The 18,722-nt window shown below is 44.7% G+C and carries 28 protein-coding genes; all 28 read right to left on the bottom strand.

Annotated features, from left to right (window positions below):
* The 28 genes from rpmJ to rpoC all read right to left on the bottom strand — a co-directional run bounded on the left by rpmJ (position 1) and on the right by rpoC (position 18,687).
* Entirely contained in the window at positions 1-114 is a 114-nt protein-coding gene (rpmJ, locus tag B9N78_RS07960) for a 50S ribosomal protein L36 (RefSeq protein WP_005027799.1), read from the bottom strand.
* A 195-nt stretch (positions 115-309) separates the two neighbouring features.
* Entirely contained in the window at positions 310-1,077 is a 768-nt protein-coding gene (gene map / locus B9N78_RS07955) for a type I methionyl aminopeptidase (protein ID WP_085100910.1), read from the bottom strand.
* 6 nt (positions 1,078-1,083) lie between these two features.
* On the bottom strand, positions 1,084-2,394 hold the full coding sequence (secY, locus tag B9N78_RS07950) for a preprotein translocase subunit SecY (protein WP_085100907.1): 1,311 nt from the start codon (positions 2,392-2,394) through the stop codon (positions 1,084-1,086).
* Between the two features lie 2 nt (positions 2,395-2,396).
* Positions 2,397-2,843, bottom strand: a complete 447-nt coding sequence (gene rplO / locus B9N78_RS07945) for a 50S ribosomal protein L15 (protein ID WP_085100904.1) — start codon at positions 2,841-2,843, stop codon at positions 2,397-2,399.
* Positions 2,840-3,013, bottom strand: coding sequence for a 50S ribosomal protein L30 (rpmD, locus tag B9N78_RS07940; protein ID WP_085100901.1), 174 nt, complete (start codon positions 3,011-3,013; stop codon positions 2,840-2,842). The genes rplO and rpmD overlap by 4 nt, the downstream gene beginning before the upstream one ends.
* A 10-nt stretch (positions 3,014-3,023) precedes the next feature.
* Positions 3,024-3,515 (bottom strand): 30S ribosomal protein S5, encoded by a 492-nt coding sequence (gene rpsE, locus B9N78_RS07935; RefSeq protein ID WP_085100898.1) that lies wholly within the window; start codon positions 3,513-3,515, stop codon positions 3,024-3,026.
* A 16-nt stretch (positions 3,516-3,531) separates the two neighbouring features.
* Positions 3,532-3,891 (bottom strand): 50S ribosomal protein L18, encoded by a 360-nt coding sequence (gene rplR, locus B9N78_RS07930; protein ID WP_085100895.1) that lies wholly within the window; start codon positions 3,889-3,891, stop codon positions 3,532-3,534.
* 9 nt (positions 3,892-3,900) lie between these two features.
* On the bottom strand, positions 3,901-4,437 hold the full coding sequence (gene rplF, locus B9N78_RS07925; protein WP_085100892.1) for a 50S ribosomal protein L6: 537 nt from the start codon (positions 4,435-4,437) through the stop codon (positions 3,901-3,903).
* A 12-nt stretch (positions 4,438-4,449) separates the two neighbouring features.
* Positions 4,450-4,833, bottom strand: a complete 384-nt coding sequence (gene rpsH, locus B9N78_RS07920; protein ID WP_085100889.1) for a 30S ribosomal protein S8 — start codon at positions 4,831-4,833, stop codon at positions 4,450-4,452.
* A 15-nt stretch (positions 4,834-4,848) separates the two neighbouring features.
* The gene (locus tag B9N78_RS07915; protein WP_085100886.1) at positions 4,849-5,034 is read right to left on the bottom strand and encodes a type Z 30S ribosomal protein S14; all 186 of its coding nucleotides are present in this window, start codon (positions 5,032-5,034) and stop codon (positions 4,849-4,851) included.
* 9 nt (positions 5,035-5,043) lie between these two features.
* On the bottom strand, positions 5,044-5,583 hold the full coding sequence (rplE, locus tag B9N78_RS07910; protein ID WP_085100883.1) for a 50S ribosomal protein L5: 540 nt from the start codon (positions 5,581-5,583) through the stop codon (positions 5,044-5,046).
* A gap of 9 nt (positions 5,584-5,592) precedes the next feature.
* Positions 5,593-5,910, bottom strand: a complete 318-nt coding sequence (rplX, locus tag B9N78_RS07905) for a 50S ribosomal protein L24 (protein ID WP_085100880.1) — start codon at positions 5,908-5,910, stop codon at positions 5,593-5,595.
* A 29-nt stretch (positions 5,911-5,939) separates the two neighbouring features.
* A complete protein-coding gene (rplN, locus tag B9N78_RS07900; RefSeq protein WP_085100877.1) occupies positions 5,940-6,308 on the bottom strand; it encodes a 50S ribosomal protein L14 in 369 nt (122 codons plus the stop codon).
* A gap of 11 nt (positions 6,309-6,319) precedes the next feature.
* Complete coding sequence (rpsQ, locus tag B9N78_RS07895; RefSeq protein WP_085100874.1) at positions 6,320-6,586, bottom strand: 30S ribosomal protein S17; 267 nt, start codon at positions 6,584-6,586, stop codon at positions 6,320-6,322.
* A 3-nt stretch (positions 6,587-6,589) separates the two neighbouring features.
* Entirely contained in the window at positions 6,590-6,784 is a 195-nt protein-coding gene (gene rpmC / locus B9N78_RS07890; protein ID WP_085100871.1) for a 50S ribosomal protein L29, read from the bottom strand.
* A gap of 1 nt (position 6,785) precedes the next feature.
* The gene (rplP, locus tag B9N78_RS07885) at positions 6,786-7,199 is read right to left on the bottom strand and encodes a 50S ribosomal protein L16 (protein ID WP_085100869.1); all 414 of its coding nucleotides are present in this window, start codon (positions 7,197-7,199) and stop codon (positions 6,786-6,788) included.
* Positions 7,199-7,840, bottom strand: coding sequence for a 30S ribosomal protein S3 (gene rpsC, locus B9N78_RS07880; RefSeq protein ID WP_085100866.1), 642 nt, complete (start codon positions 7,838-7,840; stop codon positions 7,199-7,201). The genes rplP and rpsC overlap by 1 nt, the downstream gene beginning before the upstream one ends.
* A 9-nt stretch (positions 7,841-7,849) precedes the next feature.
* Positions 7,850-8,182 carry a 50S ribosomal protein L22 gene (gene rplV / locus B9N78_RS07875; protein WP_085100863.1) on the bottom strand — a complete coding sequence of 111 codons (333 nt, stop codon included), beginning with the start codon at positions 8,180-8,182 and terminating at the stop codon, positions 7,850-7,852.
* Between the two features lie 13 nt (positions 8,183-8,195).
* Complete coding sequence (gene rpsS, locus B9N78_RS07870) at positions 8,196-8,477, bottom strand: 30S ribosomal protein S19 (protein ID WP_015337856.1); 282 nt, start codon at positions 8,475-8,477, stop codon at positions 8,196-8,198.
* A gap of 9 nt (positions 8,478-8,486) precedes the next feature.
* Positions 8,487-9,317, bottom strand: coding sequence for a 50S ribosomal protein L2 (rplB, locus tag B9N78_RS07865; protein WP_085100860.1), 831 nt, complete (start codon positions 9,315-9,317; stop codon positions 8,487-8,489).
* 3 nt (positions 9,318-9,320) lie between these two features.
* Positions 9,321-9,611 carry a 50S ribosomal protein L23 gene (gene rplW / locus B9N78_RS07860; protein ID WP_085100856.1) on the bottom strand — a complete coding sequence of 97 codons (291 nt, stop codon included), beginning with the start codon at positions 9,609-9,611 and terminating at the stop codon, positions 9,321-9,323.
* A gap of 2 nt (positions 9,612-9,613) precedes the next feature.
* Positions 9,614-10,234: a 50S ribosomal protein L4 gene (rplD, locus tag B9N78_RS07855; protein ID WP_085100853.1), complete on the bottom strand. Its 621-nt coding sequence runs from the start codon at positions 10,232-10,234 to the stop codon at positions 9,614-9,616.
* Between the two features lie 11 nt (positions 10,235-10,245).
* Entirely contained in the window at positions 10,246-10,878 is a 633-nt protein-coding gene (rplC, locus tag B9N78_RS07850) for a 50S ribosomal protein L3 (RefSeq protein WP_085100850.1), read from the bottom strand.
* Positions 10,879-10,889: 11 nt separating this feature from the next.
* Positions 10,890-11,207 carry a 30S ribosomal protein S10 gene (rpsJ, locus tag B9N78_RS07845; protein ID WP_085100847.1) on the bottom strand — a complete coding sequence of 106 codons (318 nt, stop codon included), beginning with the start codon at positions 11,205-11,207 and terminating at the stop codon, positions 10,890-10,892.
* 240 nt (positions 11,208-11,447) lie between these two features.
* A complete protein-coding gene (fusA, locus tag B9N78_RS07840; protein WP_245805502.1) occupies positions 11,448-13,508 on the bottom strand; it encodes an elongation factor G in 2,061 nt (686 codons plus the stop codon).
* Positions 13,509-13,529: 21 nt separating this feature from the next.
* A complete protein-coding gene (rpsG, locus tag B9N78_RS07835) occupies positions 13,530-14,000 on the bottom strand; it encodes a 30S ribosomal protein S7 (RefSeq protein WP_085100842.1) in 471 nt (156 codons plus the stop codon).
* 23 nt (positions 14,001-14,023) lie between these two features.
* A complete protein-coding gene (gene rpsL / locus B9N78_RS07830) occupies positions 14,024-14,395 on the bottom strand; it encodes a 30S ribosomal protein S12 (RefSeq protein WP_085100839.1) in 372 nt (123 codons plus the stop codon).
* Positions 14,396-14,553: 158 nt separating this feature from the next.
* The gene (gene rpoC / locus B9N78_RS07825) at positions 14,554-18,687 is read right to left on the bottom strand and encodes a DNA-directed RNA polymerase subunit beta' (protein ID WP_425429858.1); all 4,134 of its coding nucleotides are present in this window, start codon (positions 18,685-18,687) and stop codon (positions 14,554-14,556) included.
* Between the last annotated feature and the right edge of the window lie 35 nt (positions 18,688-18,722).

Below are 18,722 nucleotides of genomic sequence, written 5' to 3'. Positions count from 1 at the left end.
CTATCCTTGACGCTGTTTGTGTCTTGGGTTTTCACATATCACCCGGAGAACACCTTTGCGTCTGATTACTTTGCATTTGGGACAAATCTTCTTAACAGATGGTCTTACTTTCATGACCGTCTCCAAATAATGCAGTTTAACAGTTTAACCAATCGGGAGCAAGCCGACTGCGGGCCAATGATGTATCAACTACCCGGCTAAAAGGCAGTTGAATCCATGCCAAGTCTTCCGTTGCCACGAAAATTCAAAGGATGACTTATACAGAACTAATTTTGAAAAATCAAGCACTGTTTAAGCAATTTGTTAAAATTAAGATAGGCTCAATATTATCGGGCCATCAGATGTAATGGCAATTGAGTGCTCAAAATGGGCAGACAGCTTCCTGTCTTTGGTAACGGCAGTCCAATTATCAGATAGAATTTCTACCTCATATGAACCCACTGTAACCATCGGTTCGATGGCTATAACCATTCCCGTTTTAAGAGTCACTCCCGGCAATCCGGCAGGAACAAAATTCGGAACTTCAGGTTTCTCGTGCATATTACGGCCGATACCGTGACCGACAAACCTGCGTACAACTCCAAATCCATTAGACTCTGCGTGTACTTGAACTGCCCTTGAAATCTCATAAAGATTATTACCGGGACGAGCTTGTTCGATACCTTTCATTAAAGACTCGTAAGTTACATCCAGTAACTTTTGAGTACTTTCAGGGATTGAACCAACTGCAAAAGTACGGGCTGAATCACCTACAAAACCTTTATAAACAACTCCCATATCAATGCTGATGATGTCTCCGTCTTTTAGAATACGCTCTTTAGACGGGAACCCATGAACTATTTCTTCGTTCACAGAACAACATAAGACAAAAGGAAATCCATGGTATCCTTTAAAAGCCGGTTCTACACCAAAGTCTTCACAAGCTTTGGCTGCAAGGTCCTCAAGATCCATGGTGCTGATACCAGATTTAACTGATTCACCAAGCATATCCAGTATCAAAGAAACAAAACGATTGGCCTCACGAAGGAGGCCAATCTCTTTGTCATTTTTGAGGTATATCCCTCTGAATTTCTTCAAAACTTACTACCTGCCCTTAATCTTGCTTCCCTTGCCCATGAGTCCGTCATACTGACGTGAAATCAAGTAGGATTCGATCTTGCCCATGAAATCCATGGCCACACCTACTACGATCAACAGTGCAGTTCCCCCAAAATAGAAAGGAACGTTGAACTGTGCGATTAACAACATAGGAATTACACAGATGGCTGCTACATACAAGGAACCCCATAGGGTAATTCTTGCAAGCACTCGGTCAATATATTCACGAGTTTTAGTGCCGGGACGGATACCAGGGATAAAACCACCCTGCTTTTGAATATTTTCTGCAATTCCTTTAGGATCAAAAATGATCGCTGTATAAAAATAACAGAAAAAGATAATCAGAGCTACAAATACAACATTGTATAGGATAGAGTCCGATCTAAAATGCGCAGACATCTTTGACAGCCACTCAATATTAGAGAAACTTGCCAAAGTAGTTGGAAAGAGCAGAATACTGGAAGCAAAAATCGGGGGAATAACACCTGCGGTATTAATTCTAAGAGGCAAATGTGTAGTCTGCCCACCCATCATTTTACGTCCCATCATACGCTTAGCGTAATGAATAGGTATTCGACGCTGACCTCGTTCCATAAACACGATAAAAGCTAGAATGGCGATCATAAATACTAAAATGAAAATGAGCAGGAAAAGAGTTATTTCTCCAGCTTTCATTAATCTTACGGTATTAAAAATAGCAGCAGGCAAACCTGCTACGATACCGGCAAAGATGATCATTGAAATTCCGTTTCCGATTCCGCGGTCGGTCATTTGTTCACCGAGCCACATCAAGAAAACGGTTCCAGCAGTTAAAGTGAGAATAGTAATTAAGCGGAAGGACCATCCAGCATAGAGAACAACCGGTGCGCCAGTAGGACTAACCATACTTTCTAATCCCATGGCAATACCGAATCCCTGTACGACTGTAATTAATACAGTAGCATACCTGGTATACTGAGTAATCTTCTTGCGTCCCTGAGCCCCTTCCTGACTAAGTCTTTTGAGGTCTGGACTTACTACATTAAGAAGTTGGATAATAATAGACGCGGAGATATAAGGCATAATGCCTAACGCGAATATGGACAGATTACGCAACCCGCCACCGGAGAACATATCAAACAAGCCGAAAAGAGTGTTAGAAACACTCTCAAAAAAATCGGCTAGTGCTGCACTGTCAACACCGGGAACCGGGATGTGAATCCCGGCCCGGTAGACAGCCAGAAGAAAAAATGTCCAAAGGATTTTTTTCTTTAGTTCCGGCAGTCGGGAAAGATTGTCAACTCCAGCAGTTGCCACAATTATCCTTCCAGAGCTGTGGCCGTTCCGCCGGCCTTGGTGATTTTTTCAGTTGCAGACGCGCTGAAGCGATGAGCTTCAATGGTAACAGCTGAACTGATTTCGCCCATTCCAAGAACTTTTACGAGAGCATTCTTTTTACAAAGACCACGATCATAAATATCCTGAAGAGAGATTTCAGTCTTGCCTTCGAAAGCTCCAAGAATTGCTCCAATGTTCAGAGCAACATACTCTTCACGGAAAGGATTCTTGAAACCACGTTTAGGCAAACGGCGTGCTAGAGGCATCTGTCCACCTTCGAACCAGGCAGGGACACCACCGCCAGAACGTGCGTTCTGACCTTTATGACCTTTTCCTGAGGTTCCCCCAGTTCCAGATCCACCACCGCGACCTATGCGTTTGCGATTTTTGCGTTCCTCAGGGAACGGATATAATTCATGCAGCCTCATGATTTTGTTACCTCCACAAGGTGCGCAACTTTGCTGATCATACCGCGAATAACGAGGTTATCTTCAAAGCTTCTTTCTTGCCTGATCTTACGCAGACCCATAGCGACAAGAGTCTTGCGCTGGTTAGGATTGCAACCGATCTTGCTGCGAATAAGTTTAACTTTAACCATTTTAGTACTCCTACTTTCTGGGAGTCACAACTTTCTTCCCGCGAAGCTGAGAAACTTCGTCTGCGCTACGCAGAGAAGCAAGCCCGGCGACAGTCGCGCGAAGTACATTATGCGGATTATTAGTGCCGATAGCCTTAGTAAGGATATCGTGAACGCCAACTACTTCAAGCACCGCACGAACTGGTCCACCGGCAATAATTCCGGTACCCTTTGAAGCGGGTTTGAGCATAACGCGTCCTGCACCATAACGGCCCAGAACTTCGTAAGGAAGTGTTCCATCAAGAAGAGGTACGGAAATCATGTCCTTCCGTGCTCTTTCTGAAGCTTTTCTAATAGCTTCAGGAACTTCGTTAGCCTTACCAAGTCCGAAACCGACTTGACCTTTACCGTCACCTACCACAACCAGGGCGCTGAAGGAGAACCTTCTACCGCCTTTTACGACTTTAGCAACTCGGTTGAGATAAACGATTTTTTCAATCAGACCCAGATCATTCTGTTCCATGGATATTCCCATAAGTTTAGAATTTCAGGCCACCCTCACGAGCGCCGTCTGCAAGGGCCTTGACCCTGCCGTGATAGATATATCCGCTACGGTCGAAAACGACCTTATCGATATTCAATTCCTTAGCCTTGGCAGCAATGTCTTTACCAACAGCTTCAGCGGCCTTGCAGGTGAGCTTCACAGCATCGTCACCCTTAAAAAGAGCGCAAGTAGAGGAAGCTGTCACGGTTTTGCCAATCAAATCATCTACGAGCTGAGCGTACATGTGCTTGTTTGAACGGAAAACGACAAGACGTGGACGTGAAGCAGTACCGCTGATTTTTTTGCGGATACGTACTTTTTTACGTCTTCTTGCCTGTTCTTTAGTCATTTTCATGGCTGTACCCTATTTTTTACCGGACTTACCGGCTTTACGTCTAATCTGTTCGTCAATGTATTTAATACCTTTACCTTTGTAAGGTTCAGGTGGGCGTACACGACGAATTTGTGCGGCAACTTCGCCAACGAGTTGTTTGTCAACTCCGCCGACAGTAAGCTTGCTACCTTCTGCTGTGGCATCAATGCCAGCAGGAAGTGGAAACTGTACCGGGTGTGAATATCCTACGTTAAGTACGACGTTCTTACCCTGCACAGATACCTTATAACCGACACCAATGACTTCCAATGTTTTAGAGAAGCCTTTGGAGACTCCTTCAATACAATTGAAAAGAAGGGTGCGGTGCAGGCCGTGTTGTGCACATTCCTGACGAGTTTCGCCAGACCTCATTACCTCTACCACATTGTCAGCTATTTTATAGCTGACCATGGGGTGTATAGGAGTAGAAATAGAACCCTTAGGTCCTTTGACGGAAACTGAATCAGCTCCGACAGTTACTTCTACACCAGAAGGTATATCAATAGGTTTTTTTCCAATTCTGGACATCTTAAACCCTCTCTACCAGATTTCGCACAAGAGCTCGCCACCGACGTTCAAGTCTTTCGCCTTGACTCCGTCAACTACGCCCTTTGAAGTGGAAAGTATGCAAACCCCTAGTCCATTAAGGACGCTGGGAATATCTTCAACGCCTACAAATACGCGTCTTCCGGGTGTGCTGATTTTTTTCATACCGCTGATAAGCGATTTTCCATCAACATACTTAAGAGTTACAGTTATATCTTTTTCTTCAGCTGTGAAGTCGTTAATATAACCTTCATCCTTAAGAATTCCGGCAATTGCGGTTTTAATTTTTGACCCTGGAATGGACACGGTCTTATGGAAAGCACCGTGAGCATTACGTATGCGGGTCAGCATATCGGCGATTGGATCGACAACAGGCATATCAAACTCCTTATATTACCAGCTGGCTTTACGCACGCCTGGAAGTTCACCCGCGAGGGCCTTCTCCCTGAAGCAAATACGGCATACGCCGAATTTCCGCAGGAATGCGCGAGGACGTCCACAAATTGGACATCTATTGTAACCGCGCACCTTGAACTTAGGCTTACGTCCAGCCTTAACTTTTAACGCTGTTCTGGCCACACTGACCTCCTATTTCTTGAAGGGCATTCCAAGAAGCTCGAGGAGCATCTTGCCTTCTTTGTCAGTTTTAGCGGTGGTGACGATTGTCACATTCATTCCTTTGGTAAGCTCAATCTGATCGAGCCTAATTTCAGGGAATATGGTTAATTCCTTGATACCAAGAGTGAAGTTACCACGACCGTCAAATCCTTTATCAGGAATTCCACGGAAGTCACGCACACGCGGGAGCGCAAAACTAACGAGTTTATCAAGAAAATCCCACATGTATTCTCTGCGAAGAGTTACACGGGCGCCTACTGGCATGCCCTCACGCAACTTAAAAGCTGCGATGGATTTCTTGGCTCTAGTGACAACAGCTTTCTGACCTGCAAGAGCAGTAAGTTCAGTTACAGCGCCGTCAATGAGCTTTGCGTTCTGGCTTGCTTCGCCGAGTCCAATATTAAGTGAGATAGCCTTTATAGAAGGAATCTCCATTGAACTCTTATACCCGAATTCTTTATTAAGAGCCGGGCCGACCTTGTCCGTATATATTTGTTCGAGACGTGTCATCGCAAGACCCTAGTCGATGATTTCGTTACATTTTTTACAAAAACGGACATTAGTTCCGTCATTGTTTTCACGAACTCCAACTCTGGTTGATTTTGTGCACGATGGGCACACAACCTGAATGTTGGAGATGTGAAGAGGGGCTTCTTTCTCAACAATACCGCCGGGCTGATTAGCATAAGGATTTGGCTTTGTATGCCTGGAAACCGTGTTAACCTGCTCAACAAGGATAGTATCCTTCTTGCGGTTGATCTTTAAGACCTTGCCGATCTTCCCCTTATCCTTGCCGGCGATGACCATTACCTTGTCATCAACATGTATCTTGTTCATGCCGTTTAACCTTCTCTTATGATAAGGATTTAAAGAACCTCAGGAGCAAGAGAAACTATTTTCATGAAGCCGCTTGACCTCAATTCTCTTGCAACAGGACCGAATATACGAGTCCCTACTGGTTCGTTTGAGCTGTTCAGAAGAACGGCAGAGTTATTGTCAAACTTGATGTAAGATCCGTCAGGACGCCCAATTTCTTTCTTGGTACGTACAACGACAGCTTTCATCACAGAGCCCTTCTTCACTTTGGAATGGGGCATAGCTTCCTTAATGGAAACCACAATAATGTCTCCGACACTTGCGTAACGTCTCTTTGAACCGCCGAGAACCTTAATACAAAGGACCTGTTTGGCACCAGAGTTGTCAGCTACGTCTAGTCTGGATTCTACCTGAATCATGGCTTATACCCCTAAACTGCTTTTTCCAGAATTTTATCCAAATGCCACCTTTTGCGTCGGCTAAGGGGACGGAATTCTACAATCTGTACTTTATCGCCAACACCGCATTCATTAGCAGGATCGTGTGCCATGAATTTTGTGTGACGGCGGATGAATTTTTTATACAGTGGGTGTTGAACGAGAGTTTCAACGCGGACAACAATAGTTTTGTCACCCTTATCGCTGACGACTAGCCCGTTAAGAACACGTCTGTTTCCTTTTAAATTAAGCTCTGCCATGGCTTATGCTCCCAGTTCCTTTTCACGCTGAATTGTCTGAAGCTTTGCAATGTCTCTTTTAACATTGACAAGGCTCTGGGTATTTTCCAACTGAGAAGTTGCATGCTTAAAGCGTAAATTAAACAACTCTAAACGGGCATCTTTCAACTTTTCAGCAAGAGCAGTGGTATCAAGTTCACGCAATTCTTTGGTTTTCATATTACAAACCCTCCTTAACTACAATCATAGTCTTGACAGAGAGTTTGTGGGATGCACGAACCAGAGCTTCTCTAGCAAGCGCAAGGTCAACACCTTTTACTTCATAAAGAATACGTCCTGGTTTGACAGGTGCACACCAACCAACTGGGGAACCTTTACCTTTACCCTGTCTAACTTCAGCAGGCTTGGCAGTTACAGGCACATCAGGGAAAACCCTGATCCAGACCTGTCCGCCACGCTTAATGTGTCGCATAATAGCGATACGAGCAGCTTCGATCTGGTTGTTGCTGAGCTTGCCGTGTTCCAAAGTCTTAATGGCGATATCACCAAAAGCTATTGTGGATCCACGCTGAGCTTTACCCTTATTGCGCCCTTTCTGACGTTTACGGAATTTAACTTTTTTTGGTGAAAGCATTACTGGTTCACCTCGTGATCAAGAATTTCTCCTTTAAAGATCCAGACCTTAACGCCGATGACACCGTAAGTGGTGTTTGCTCTCGCAACACCATAATCAATGTCAGCTCTAAGAGTCTGAAGAGGAACGCGGCCATCGCGGTACCATTCAGTACGAGCGATTTCAGCACCGGCCAAACGACCAGCACATGCAACCTTAATTCCTTCTGCTCCAAATTTGCGAGCAAGACCTACAGTACGTTTCATCGCACGACGGAAAGCTACACGGCGTTCGAGCTGCTGAGCTATACTCTCAGCAACGAGCTGCGCGTCAGTTTCAGGACGGCGAATTTCACTTACTTCAAGGGCGAATTCTTTATTATATTTTTGACGAAGATCATTACGCAGTTTTTCGATTTCAACACCCTTGCGACCGATAATAATACCGGGGCGAGCTGTGTGAATGATGAGACGAATTTTGCCACCGGCACGTTCTATCTCAATCTTCGCAATACCTGCGTGGAAGATTTTCTCTTTAACATATTTACGAATGCTGTCGTCCTCGTAGACGAAAGCGGGGTAGTCCTTTTTGCTGAACCACCTGGAAAGCCAGTTCTTGGTGTAACCAAGCCTGAACCCGTATGGATGTACTTTCTGACCCATGACGCTACCCTACGATTCTTTTACTACGACGGTTATATGGCTTGTGCGCTTCAAAATTCTGAAGGCACGCCCCATAGCCCTGGGCTGAATCCTCTTCCAAGTAGGACCTTCGTCAATTTTGACGATGGATACTCGGAGAGTGTCAACATCCACTCCGGGAATCTGCTCTGCGTTAGCAACAGCAGAATAAAGCACTTTACTGAGCATTTCTGCACCCTTTTTGGGTGTGAATTTCAGAATGTTGAGAGCTTCCTCAACAGGCTTCCCTTTGATGTTTTCCGCTACCAAGCGCACTTTCTGTGCAGAAATGCGCATATATTTTGCAATAGCTCTAGCTTCCATTGCTTAACACCTTCTAGCGTTTGGCTTTGCTTTTCTTGTCTGCCGCATGTCCATAATAAGTACGAGTAGGTGAAAACTCACCCAACTTGTGTCCTACCATGTTTTCTGTGACAAAGACAGGAATAAACTTACGGCCATTGTGAACTGCGAAGGTCAGTCCCACCATTTCTGGAATGATGGTTGAACGTCTGGACCAGGTCTGGATAACCTTGCGGTCTCCGGAATCCTGTGCCTTTACGACCTTTTTAAGCAGATGATCGTCTATAAACGGGCCTTTTTTCAGTGATCTTGGCATTACAGTCTCCTACTTCTGCCCGCGGCGTTTAACGATGAGCTTGGAAGAAGGTTTCTTCTTACTACGTGTTTTGTATCCCTTAGCAGGCATACCCCACGGAGAACAAGGGTGTCTACCACCAGAGCTACGACCTTCACCACCACCGAGTGGATGGTCAACAGGGTTCATAGCAACACCTCTGACTTTTGGTCTATTACCGAGCCAGCGGTTACGTCCGGCTTTACCGATGGAGATCTTTTCGTGCTGGATATTTCCAACCTGACCAACGGTTGCACAACATGTTGCGAGAACCTTGCGAACTTCACCGGAAGGCATACGCATAAGAGCATATTTGCCTTCTTTAGCCACAAGCTGAGCGTAAGTACCGGCAGCGCGACAAAACTGTCCGCCCTTACCGGGATGCAATTCTATATTATGAACGACAGTACCAACAGGGATATTCTTAAGCAAAAGAGCGTTACCGGGTTTGATATCGGCTTTCTCTCCAGCAATAATTTTATCACCCTGGTTGAGACCAACCGGAGCGAGAATATAACGCTTTTCACCGTCTGCATAATTAAGCAGAGCGATACGAGCACTTCTGTTAGGATCGTATTCTATTGAAGCAACAGTTGCTGGGACTTCAACTTTATTACGTTTGAAGTCGATAATACGGTAAAGACGTTTAGTACCACCGCCACGATGACGGGAAGTAACTCTACCGTTATTGTTTCTACCTGCCTTTTTGGTCAGCCCTTTAGTAAGAGCTTTCTCCGGTGTAGACTTTGTGATCTCATCAAAATCTGAGATAGTCTGGAAACGGCGACCAGGTGAGGTAGGTTTCAGTTTACGAGTAGCCATCTCTTAAACTCCCTCGAAGAATTCGATTTTTTCGCCCGCTAAAAGCTTAACATAAGCTTTTTTGTAGCCGGACAATTTGCCGACAACGCGACCGAACTTTCTGCGAAGACCGGGTCTTTTCCGAACAATACGTACGGAATCAACTTTAACATCAAAAGCGCTTTCGACAGCTTTTTTTACTTCAACCTTATTAGCAGATGGCAATACATAAAAAGTGACTTGGTTAGAAGTCTCTTTAATGTCAGTAGCCTTTTCTGAAATGACCGGTTTGATAAGAATCTGAGTATAGTCCATGACTATTTTAACCTCTCCTGCAGATCCTGTGCTGCATTCTCAAGCATAACAACCTGATGGTGACGTAAAATGTCATAAACATTTATCTGGTCAGCAGAGATCATTTTAATGCCTGGGATATTCCTCGCAGAAAGGAGGAGTTTATTATCAGCATCCTTGACAATAATCAAGGCTTTGTAAAGTCCGAGATTTTCTGCAACCTGAGCGAAAAGCTTAGTTTTAATCTCGGGAAGGTCGATATTCTTAACAATCATCAGTTTTTCTTCGCTGAATCTTGAGGTAAGAGCCATCTTGAGAGCAAGACGACGGACCTTTTTATTAACCTTGAAGGAGTAGTCTCTGGGCTGTGGACCGAAAGTCACACCACCTCCCCGCCAAAGCGGAGAACGTGAGGAACCGGCACGTGCACGTCCTGTTCCTTTCTGACGCCAAGGTTTGACGCCACCGCCGCGCTTCATGGCACGAGTCTTCGTGGCATGTGTACCGCTACGCTTTGCAGCGAGCTGTGCGCGGACAACAAGGTTCAGGATTTCGGGCTTGACCGGAACTTCAAAAACTTCCGGAGCAAGATCCATGCTCCCTACTTCCTTTTTCGTTTGATCGTATATAGTAATGGTAGCCATGTTTTTTCCCTCTAGCTGGTCTTGCGGATCATCACCAATCCGTTCTTGGGTCCAGGAACTTGTCCCTTAACCACGAGAACATTTTCCTCGGTGCGAACGTCTACGATTTCAATGTTGGAAACAGTGACGCGCTCGTTACCCATCTGACCGGGCATTTTTTTACCCTTAAAGACTTTACCAGGGAAAGTAGCGTGGCCGATTGAACCAGGTGAACGATGAACTTTTTCTGCACCATGAGATGCCTTCATACCTTTAAAGTTCCAGCGCTTCATTACACCCTGGAAACCTTTACCTTTAGATGTGCCGGTTACTTTAACCTTTTCACCCGGGGTAAAGATATCAACAGAGATTTCCTGACCAAGTTCATAATCAGCTACAGACTCAAGCGGGAATTCGCGAAGGTGACGGAAATAGCCTTTTCCAGCTTTATCCTGATGACCTTTGGAAGGTTTGTTAACCTTACGTTCTGGCAGTGAGTCGTATCCGATCTGGATGGCGTTGTAGCCTTCCTTCTCTTCAGTTTTAACCTGAATGACAGGGCATGGTCCAATTTCGAGTACTGTGACTGGTACAATGCTACCATCGTCAGAGAACACGCGGGTCATGCCCAATTTTTTACCGAGTAGTCCGATAGTTTTTGCCATGTTGCCCCCCCCTATAGCTTAATTTCGACGTCAACGCCGGCTGGTAGGCTAAGCTTACCAAGTGCGTCAACTGTCTGCTGGGTGGGTTCAAGGATATCAAGCAAGCGTTTATGGATCCGCATCTCAAACTGCTCACGAGACTTTTTGTCAACGTGCACAGACTTCTGCACTGTTGTGCGATGAATCTGTGTAGGCAATGGGATGGGACCTGCGATAGCTGCGCCGGTATTGCGGGCAGTATCCACAATCTCAGTTACAGCTTTATCAAGGATACGGTAATCGTAAGCCTTGAGCTTGATACGAATTCGATCATTAGTCATAGAAACCATAATAATACTCCTGAATTGATTCAGAGACGGCTAGCTTGCAACGGCTAAAAGGCTGTGAGGTTCCTTTTATTGCCTGGTATGGTCGTCCAGCCAGCATGCCGAACCTTATACCTTATCTCCGTGGTTTCACGGGCGACTCCCGTAAAAAAAAAGAGCCTCCCAAACACTGTGGGTTCGGGAGGCTTACTGCTTTTCAGCTGTCGCTGTCAAGTAAAATCTAAGATAAAGTTAAATTTAATCTTAATTTTTATTGATCAACTCTTCTGCAATACTTGCTGGGACTGGTTCGTAATGGTCAAACTGCATGGAGAATGTTGCACGTCCCTGAGTCTTAGAACGAAGGTCAGTTGCATAACCGAACATTTCGCTTAGCGGGACATCACATTTGATAACCTGTGCGTTAGCACGGCCTTCCATGTTGCTGACCTTACCACGACGACCGTTAAGGTCACCCATGACATCACCGAGGTAATCATCAGGAGTAACGACTTCAACAGCCATGATAGGTTCAAGCAATTGTGGACCTGCTTTCTTAACAGCATCTTTGAGAGCCATAGAACCGGCAATGTAGAAAGCCTGTTCTGAGGAGTCAACGTCATGATAAGAACCGAAGGTCAATGTAGCTTTGATATCAACCAAAGGGAAACCTGCAATTACGCCGTTTTTCATAGCATCTGCGATACCGCGGTCAATTGCGGGAATGTATTCTTTAGGAATAACTCCACCTTTGATCTCATCAACAAACTCATATTCTTTCTCTGGATTAGGTTCAATGGTGATGACAACATGTCCGTACTGACCACGACCACCAGACTGTTTAGCATATTTGAGGTTAGACTCAACTTTCTTCGTAATGGTTTCACGGTATGAAACTCTAGGAGCACCAACGTTAGCATTAACGTTGAATTCGCGAAGAAGACGGTCAACAATAATTTCGAGATGCAGCTCACCCATACCTGCGATAAGAGTCTGCCCTGTTTCTTCGTCACCTTTGACGCGGAAAGAAGGATCTTCTTTTGCAAGTTTAGCAAGTCCCTGACTGAGAAGATCTCTGTCAGCCTTGGTTTTAGGTTCGATAGCAACTTCGATAACCGGTTCAGGGATATCGAGTGATTCGAGAACTACAGCTTTTTTCTGTTCTGCAAGAGTGTCACCGGTAGCCATGGTCTTTAGACCTACAGCTGCGACGATATCTCCAGCAAACGCCTCTTTAATTTCTTCACGCTTGTTAGCATGCATCTTAAGAAGACGACCGATACGCTCTTTCTTACCGCTGGCAGCGTTGATGAAAGTATCACCACTGACAATTTTACCGGAGTAAAGACGGAGGAATGTTAAATGACCGACAAAAGGGTCAGTCATCAACTTAAATGAAAGAGCTGCGAGTGGCTTATTAATATCACAAGGACATTCGATGCTTTCACCTGTGTCTGGATCAATCCCGATCATTGCAGGGATATCAAGCGGAGAAGGAAGATAATCAATAACAGCATCAAGCAATGGCTGTACGCCTTTGTTCTTAAATGCGGTACCGCAAAGAACAGGACATATTTTCAGAGCGATTGTTGCTGCACGGATACCTTTGACAATTTCTTCGGGTGTAAGTTCTTCACCGCCAAGATATTTATCAAGAAGTTCTTCATTTTCTTCTGCAATAGCTTCGATCATTTCCAGACGCATTGATTCGTATTTTTCAACTAAATCGGCCGGAATATCTTCGATACTGTAATCCACACCCATGGTTTCATCATGGTACAAGAAGGCTTTACCAGTAACTAGACAGACTGATCCTAGGTATGCATCTTCGTTTCCGATTGGAATCTGAAGAGGTACTGCTTTAGCACCTAAACGAGTACGAAGCATATCTACACAACGGAAGAAATCTGCACCGGTACGGTCCATTTTATTGATGAAAGCGATACGTGGAACATTGTATCTGTCAGCCTGACGCCATACGGTTTCAGACTGAGGCTCTACACCAGCTACAGCATCAAATACTGCAACAGCACCATCGAGGACACGAAGAGCACGTTCAACTTCCATTGTGAAGTCAACATGTCCAGGGGTATCAATAATATTTATACGGTGATCTTTCCAGAAACATGTAGTGGCAGCACTAGTAATAGTGATACCGCGTTCCTGTTCCTGAACCATCCAGTCCATGGTGGCTTCGCCGTCATGAACTTCGCCTATTTTATGTGAAACACCAGTGTAATATAATATACGTTCAGTAGTGGTAGTTTTACCCGCATCAATGTGGGCCATAATACCAATATTACGCTGTTTATCACTTGATATCATTTTAGACACGATAGACTCCGATTACCAGCGGTAGTGAGCGAAAGCCTTATTAGCTTCTGCCATACGATGAACGTCTTCTTTCTTCTTAACAGCTCCGCCACGCTTGTTGTAAGCGTCAAGGAATTCCCCGCTAAGACGAGCGACCATACCTTTTTCACCTCTGGAGCGAGCGAAATTGATCAGCCATCTTATAGCTAAAGAACCCTGGCGTTCTGGACGAACTTCTACTGGAACCTGATATGTTGCTCCACCGACACGGCGAGATTTAACTTCAGCGTGCGGTTTAACATTTTCAATTGCTTTTTCAAAAGCCTTAATAGGATCTTCCTGGGTTTTTTCACCTAGGAATTCAAGGGCTTCATAAAATATTTTTTCAGAGACACTCTTCTTGCCGTCTATCATGAGTCTATTCATGAATTTAGTTGCAAGCTGACTTCCATATACTGGGTCAGGAAGAATTTGTCTCTTAGGTATTGGACCTTTACGAGGCATATTAATACTCCTTAGAATATAAACTATTTAGGACGTTTAGCGCCGTACTTAGAACGACCCTTACGACGATCTGCGACACCAGCGGTATCAAGTGAACCACGAACGATATGGTAACGAACACCAGGTAAATCTTTTACCCTACCACCGCGGATAAGTACCACGGAATGTTCCTGAAGGTTATGACCTTCACCACCGATATATGCGGTTACTTCAATACTATTAGTCAAACGTACACGTGCGACTTTACGCAGCGCGGAGTTAGGCTTTTTAGGGGTGGTTGTATACACTCTTGTGCATACGCCACGACGCTGGGGGCAAGCTTGAAGAGCAGGAGTCTTCTTACGCTTAAGCTGCTTTTCACGCCCTTTTCTAATGAGCTGATTAATGGTTGGCATGAACCCTCCAAATTTATTTCGTTATGCAAAGACCGACGCAGTTAGACCAAATTTTCGAGATTTGTCAAGAACAAATCAAGTCTAAATAAGAATCAAGATAAAATCAGGCTGCAACGACCTGTTTTAAAATTGTGTTCAACTGCGTACTGGCGCGAGCATTATCTTTCATTAATGAGCAACGGCTCGTCTTCCAATTCCTCAAGAAACTTATCGGCACGCTCTGGTTGATCCGGAACGATCACAGCAGTTTGTGCATATCTGCGGAAGCCTGTTCCGGCAGGGATCAAGCGTCCAACGATAACATTCTCTTTCAGACCGCGCAAATAGTCTTTCTTGCCGCGCAGGGATGACTCGGTAAGAACCTTTGTCGTTTCCTGGAATGATGCAGCAGAAATAAATGACGCAGTTGAAAGCGAAGCTTGAGTAATTCCGAGAACATGGGTCTGCGCAGTAGCAGGCTTAAGCCCGTTTCTGACTGCTTCCTCATTTTTCTCCATGAACCGCTGTTTATCTACCTGTTCTGCAACAAGAAAATGTGTTTCACCGGGATCAACGATGGAAACTTTCTTGAGCATCTGGCGGACAATAACTTCGATATGCTTATCGTTAATTCCAACACCCTGGAAGCGGTAAACGTCCTGAATTTCTTCCACCAAGAAACGTGCGAGATATTTCTCGCCTTTAACTTTCAAGATGTCATGAAGTTCTGGAAGTCCTTCAGTCATCAAATCGCCTGCTTCAACGAAGTCTCCTTCCTGAACAGTGATATGACGACCCTTTGGAACCAAGTATTCCTTGGTAACTCCGACTTCTGGGCTAACAATAATTTTGCGCTTGCCTTTGGATTCGGGTCCGTAGGAGACCACACCATCAATCTCCGTAATGATTCCAAGTTCCTTTGGTTTGCGCACTTCAAAGAGCTCCGCAACACGTGGAAGACCACCAACAATATCTTTGGTCTTCGAAGTTTCGCGAAGTTTACGTGCGAGCACTTCACCGGCGGTAACTGTGTCACCGTCTTTTACCATCAAAATAGCACCTACAGGCAAAGGATAAGTAGCCTTCAAAGTTGACCCTGGACGAGTCAATGGCTCTCCGTCTTCTCCGCAAATAGACATTGATGGTTTGAAGTTCGTAGTACGATATTCCGTGATGGTATATGTAGCTCTGTTAGTAGCTTCATCGACTCGTTCCTGGAATGTTTTACCTTCAACTAAGTCGGTAAATTTAACCGTACCTGCAACATCTGTGATAAACGGTTCTGCAAGCGGATCCCATTCGGCCAAAACCGTATTATGGGTAACCGACTGCCCGTCTTCCACGTAAAGTTTAGCACCTAGAGGCAGAACGTATTTTTCACGTTCTCTACCCTGCTCATCCACAACAGCAACCTGGCAACTCTTACCAAGGACCATCTGATGTCCTTCAGCATTGCGGACAGAGCGCATACGGTTAAGTACAATTATACCGTTATGCTGGGCTTCTAAAGATGACTGTTCAATTTCACGGCTTGCAGTACCACCAATATGGAAGGTACGCATTGTGAGCTGGGTTCCAGGCTCACCGATTGACTGTGCTGCGATAATACCGACTGTTTCACCAACGTTGACGATATGTCCTCTTGCGAGGTCACGACCGTAACACATGGCGCATATACCATGCTTGCTTCTACAAGTCAGAGGTGAACGAACGATCATCGAGTTGATGCCGTTTTCGTCAATAAGTTTCGCATAACGTTCGTCAATTAAAGTATCTGATGGAACTAATATTTCGTCAGTTCCTTCTTTGACAACAGGATAAATTGTCACACGACCAAGTACTTTTTCGGAGAGACGTTCCTTAATCTCACCGCCTTTGATGTAATGAGTCAGCTCAAGACCGTCAACTGTTCTACAATCATTCTCAGCAACAGTAACATCCTGAACAACATCAACAAGACGACGAGTAAGATAACCGGAGTTTGCAGTTTTAAGTGCAGTATCCGCGAGACCTTTACGAGCACCGTGAGTAGAAATAAAGTACTGAAGAACCGACAGACCTTCACGGAATGAAGAAGTAATCGGAGTTTCAATAATTTCCCCGGAAGGTTTGGCCATAAGACCGCGCATACCGGCAAGCTGCCTCATCTGGTCCTGGTTACCTCTAGCACCTGAATGAGCCATCATAAAGACTGGATTGAAACTGGAGTTAGACTCCTGTTTTCCTGTCAATGGATCAACCAAGATATCGGTAGACATTTCTTTAGTCATTTCTGTTGAAACGTCATTAGTAACTTTAGTCCAAACGTCGACTACTTTGTTATATTTTTCAGTACGGGTAATGATACCTTCGCGGTACTGAGCTTCAATATTTTCAACTTCATTATAAGCAGCTTCTAGCAAACCGGCTTTCTTCTGAGGAATAGTCAGGTCTTTTAAGCCGATAGTAATTGCGGCTCTTGTTGCATACTCATAACCAAGGTCTTTTAACTTATCACAAAGAATGACTGTAGCTTTACTTCCTGCGGTGCGGTAAGCATCGGATACAAGGCGTGCAATATTTTTCTTGGTCATAACCATGTTGACCTGATCATAGCTCATGCCTTCAGGAACAAGTTCACCAACAATAATACGACCACAGGTAGTCTCTACGATTTTGCCTTCTACTCTTACTTTAATACGGGCATGAAGGCTTACAACTCCGGCATCAAGGGCAGTAATAACTTCCCAAGGTCCGGCGAAGATCATTCCTTCCCCTTTAGCAAACGAACGGTCAACTGTCAGGTAATAAAGTCCGAGAACAATATCCTGACTTGGGTTGATGATAGGCTGTCCGTTTGCAGGTGACAGAATGTTGTTTGATGACATCATCAAAACTCGACACTCAATCTGTGCTTCTACTGAAAGAGGCACGTGAACTGCCATCTGGTCACCGTCAAAGTCAGCATTGTATGCAGAACATACAAGCGGATGAAGCTGAATAGCTTTACCTTCGATCAAAATAGGTTCGAATGACTGAATACCTAGTCTATGCAAAGTCGGAGCACGGTTAAGCATAATAGGATATTCACGAACGACGTCGTCAAGAATATCCCATACAACTAAATCTTCACGCTCAACCATTTTCTTCGCGCTTTTGATGGTAGTCGCAATCTCTCTGCGTTCAAGCTCAGCATATATAAACGGTTTGAAAAGTTCCAAAGCCATTTTCTTAGGCAAGCCGCACTGATGGAGCTTAAGGTAAGGTCCAACAACGATAACAGAACGTCCGGAATAGTCGACACGTTTACCGAGAAGGTTCTGACGGAAACGACCCTGCTTACCTTTAATCATGTCAGACAAAGATTTCAGAGGGCGACCGTTAGTACCGGTAATTGCGCGGCCGCGTCGTCCGTTATCAAAGAGAGCATCAACAGATTCCTGAAGCATCCTTTTTTCATTACGGATGATAATATCAGGAGCACCGAGTTCAATCAGTCGTTTAAGACGATTGTTTCTGTTAATAACACGACGATACAGATCGTTAAGATCAGAAGTCGCAAAACGTCCGCCGTCAAGCGGAACAAGAGGACGAAGCTCTGGTGGAATGACAGGAATTACATCCATGATCATCCACTGACAATTGTTTCCAGATTCGAGAAAAGCTTCAACGATCTTAAGACGTTTAGTGATTTTCTTTTTCTTAGTCTGAGAACGTGTAGTCAAAGATTCTTCGCGCAACTCAGTACGTAGAGCGAGCATATCAATCTCTGCAAGCAGAGCTTTGATTGTTTCAGCTCCCATTCCTACTTTGATAGAATCTTCACCATAATGATCTATAACCTGAAAATACTGATCTTCAGAAATAATCTGGTGCGCCTTAAGAGGTGTTTCACCAGGCTCAAGAACTATATATGAATCGAAATACAGAACTTTTTCAAGGTCAGCCATTGTTATATCTAAAAGCGTGCCGATCTTGGATGGAAGTGTCTTAAGGAACCAGATATGAGCGACAGGAGCTGCAAGTTCAATATGCCCCATACGTTCACGTCTAACCTTGGAAGCAATAACTTCAACACCGCATTTTTCGCAGACAATGCCGCGATGCTTCATGCGCTTATACTTACCGCAGTTACACTCGTAGTCCTTAACTGGTCCGAAAATCTTCGCACAAAAGAGACCGTCTCTTTCTGGCTTAAAAGTTCTATAGTTAATTGTCTCGGGCTTCTTAACTTCACCGAAAGACCATTCTCTGATCTTTTCGGGGGAAGCAATGGAAATCTGAATTCCTTTGAGGCTGCGCCCAGCGTCGCCTGCTCCGGATGTTCTACGCATAGTGAACAATTCGTCCAGACTCATTAATATACCCC

Source organism: Desulfovibrio gilichinskyi (assembly GCF_900177375.1).
In the GTDB taxonomy this organism is placed as follows: domain Bacteria; phylum Desulfobacterota; class Desulfovibrionia; order Desulfovibrionales; family Desulfovibrionaceae; genus Maridesulfovibrio; species Maridesulfovibrio gilichinskyi.
Note: the sequence above shows the minus strand (reverse complement) of the source record. Positions and strands in the feature narration are given on the sequence as shown.

Bases quoted from the DNA above. Each gene is read 5' to 3' on its own strand.
- rplC (WP_085100850.1), bottom strand. From the start codon at position 10,878: ATGGCAAAAACTATCGGACTACTCGGTAAAAAATTGGGCATGACCCGC.
- rplF (WP_085100892.1), bottom strand. From the start codon at position 4,437: ATGTCCAGAATTGGAAAAAAACCTATTGATATACCTTCTGGTGTAGAA.
- rpsQ (WP_085100874.1), bottom strand. From the start codon at position 6,586: ATGGCAGAGCTTAATTTAAAAGGAAACAGACGTGTTCTTAACGGGCTA.
- rpsE (WP_085100898.1), bottom strand. From the start codon at position 3,515: ATGGAACAGAATGATCTGGGTCTGATTGAAAAAATCGTTTATCTCAAC.
- rplV (WP_085100863.1), bottom strand. From the start codon at position 8,182: ATGGAAGCTAGAGCTATTGCAAAATATATGCGCATTTCTGCACAGAAA.
- rpsS (WP_015337856.1), bottom strand. From the start codon at position 8,477: ATGCCAAGATCACTGAAAAAAGGCCCGTTTATAGACGATCATCTGCTT.
- rpsG (WP_085100842.1), bottom strand. From the start codon at position 14,000: ATGCCTCGTAAAGGTCCAATACCTAAGAGACAAATTCTTCCTGACCCA.
- rplP (WP_085100869.1), bottom strand. From the start codon at position 7,199: ATGCTTTCACCAAAAAAAGTTAAATTCCGTAAACGTCAGAAAGGGCGC.
- rplW (WP_085100856.1), bottom strand. From the start codon at position 9,611: ATGGACTATACTCAGATTCTTATCAAACCGGTCATTTCAGAAAAGGCT.
- rplO (WP_085100904.1), bottom strand. From the start codon at position 2,843: ATGAGGCTGCATGAATTATATCCGTTCCCTGAGGAACGCAAAAATCGC.
- rplX (WP_085100880.1), bottom strand. From the start codon at position 5,910: ATGAACAAGATACATGTTGATGACAAGGTAATGGTCATCGCCGGCAAG.
- rpsC (WP_085100866.1), bottom strand. From the start codon at position 7,840: ATGGGTCAGAAAGTACATCCATACGGGTTCAGGCTTGGTTACACCAAG.
- rpsL (WP_085100839.1), bottom strand. From the start codon at position 14,395: ATGCCAACCATTAATCAGCTCATTAGAAAAGGGCGTGAAAAGCAGCTT.
- rpmJ (WP_005027799.1), bottom strand. From the start codon at position 114: ATGAAAGTAAGACCATCTGTTAAGAAGATTTGTCCCAAATGCAAAGTA.
- rplR (WP_085100895.1), bottom strand. From the start codon at position 3,891: ATGAAAATGACTAAAGAACAGGCAAGAAGACGTAAAAAAGTACGTATC.
- rplD (WP_085100853.1), bottom strand. From the start codon at position 10,234: ATGGCTACCATTACTATATACGATCAAACGAAAAAGGAAGTAGGGAGC.
- rpmC (WP_085100871.1), bottom strand. From the start codon at position 6,784: ATGAAAACCAAAGAATTGCGTGAACTTGATACCACTGCTCTTGCTGAA.
- rplE (WP_085100883.1), bottom strand. From the start codon at position 5,583: ATGACACGTCTCGAACAAATATATACGGACAAGGTCGGCCCGGCTCTT.
- rpsJ (WP_085100847.1), bottom strand. From the start codon at position 11,207: ATGGTTTCTATGACTAATGATCGAATTCGTATCAAGCTCAAGGCTTAC.
- rplN (WP_085100877.1), bottom strand. From the start codon at position 6,308: ATGATTCAGGTAGAATCCAGACTAGACGTAGCTGACAACTCTGGTGCC.
- rpmD (WP_085100901.1), bottom strand. From the start codon at position 3,013: ATGGTTAAAGTTAAACTTATTCGCAGCAAGATCGGTTGCAATCCTAAC.
- fusA (WP_245805502.1), bottom strand. From the start codon at position 13,508: ATGATATCAAGTGATAAACAGCGTAATATTGGTATTATGGCCCACATT.
- rpsH (WP_085100889.1), bottom strand. From the start codon at position 4,833: ATGCCTGTTGTCGATCCAATCGCCGATATGCTGACCCGCATACGTAAT.
- rplB (WP_085100860.1), bottom strand. From the start codon at position 9,317: ATGGCTACTCGTAAACTGAAACCTACCTCACCTGGTCGCCGTTTCCAG.
- rpoC (WP_425429858.1), bottom strand. From the start codon at position 18,687: ATGCGTAGAACATCCGGAGCAGGCGACGCTGGGCGCAGCCTCAAAGGA.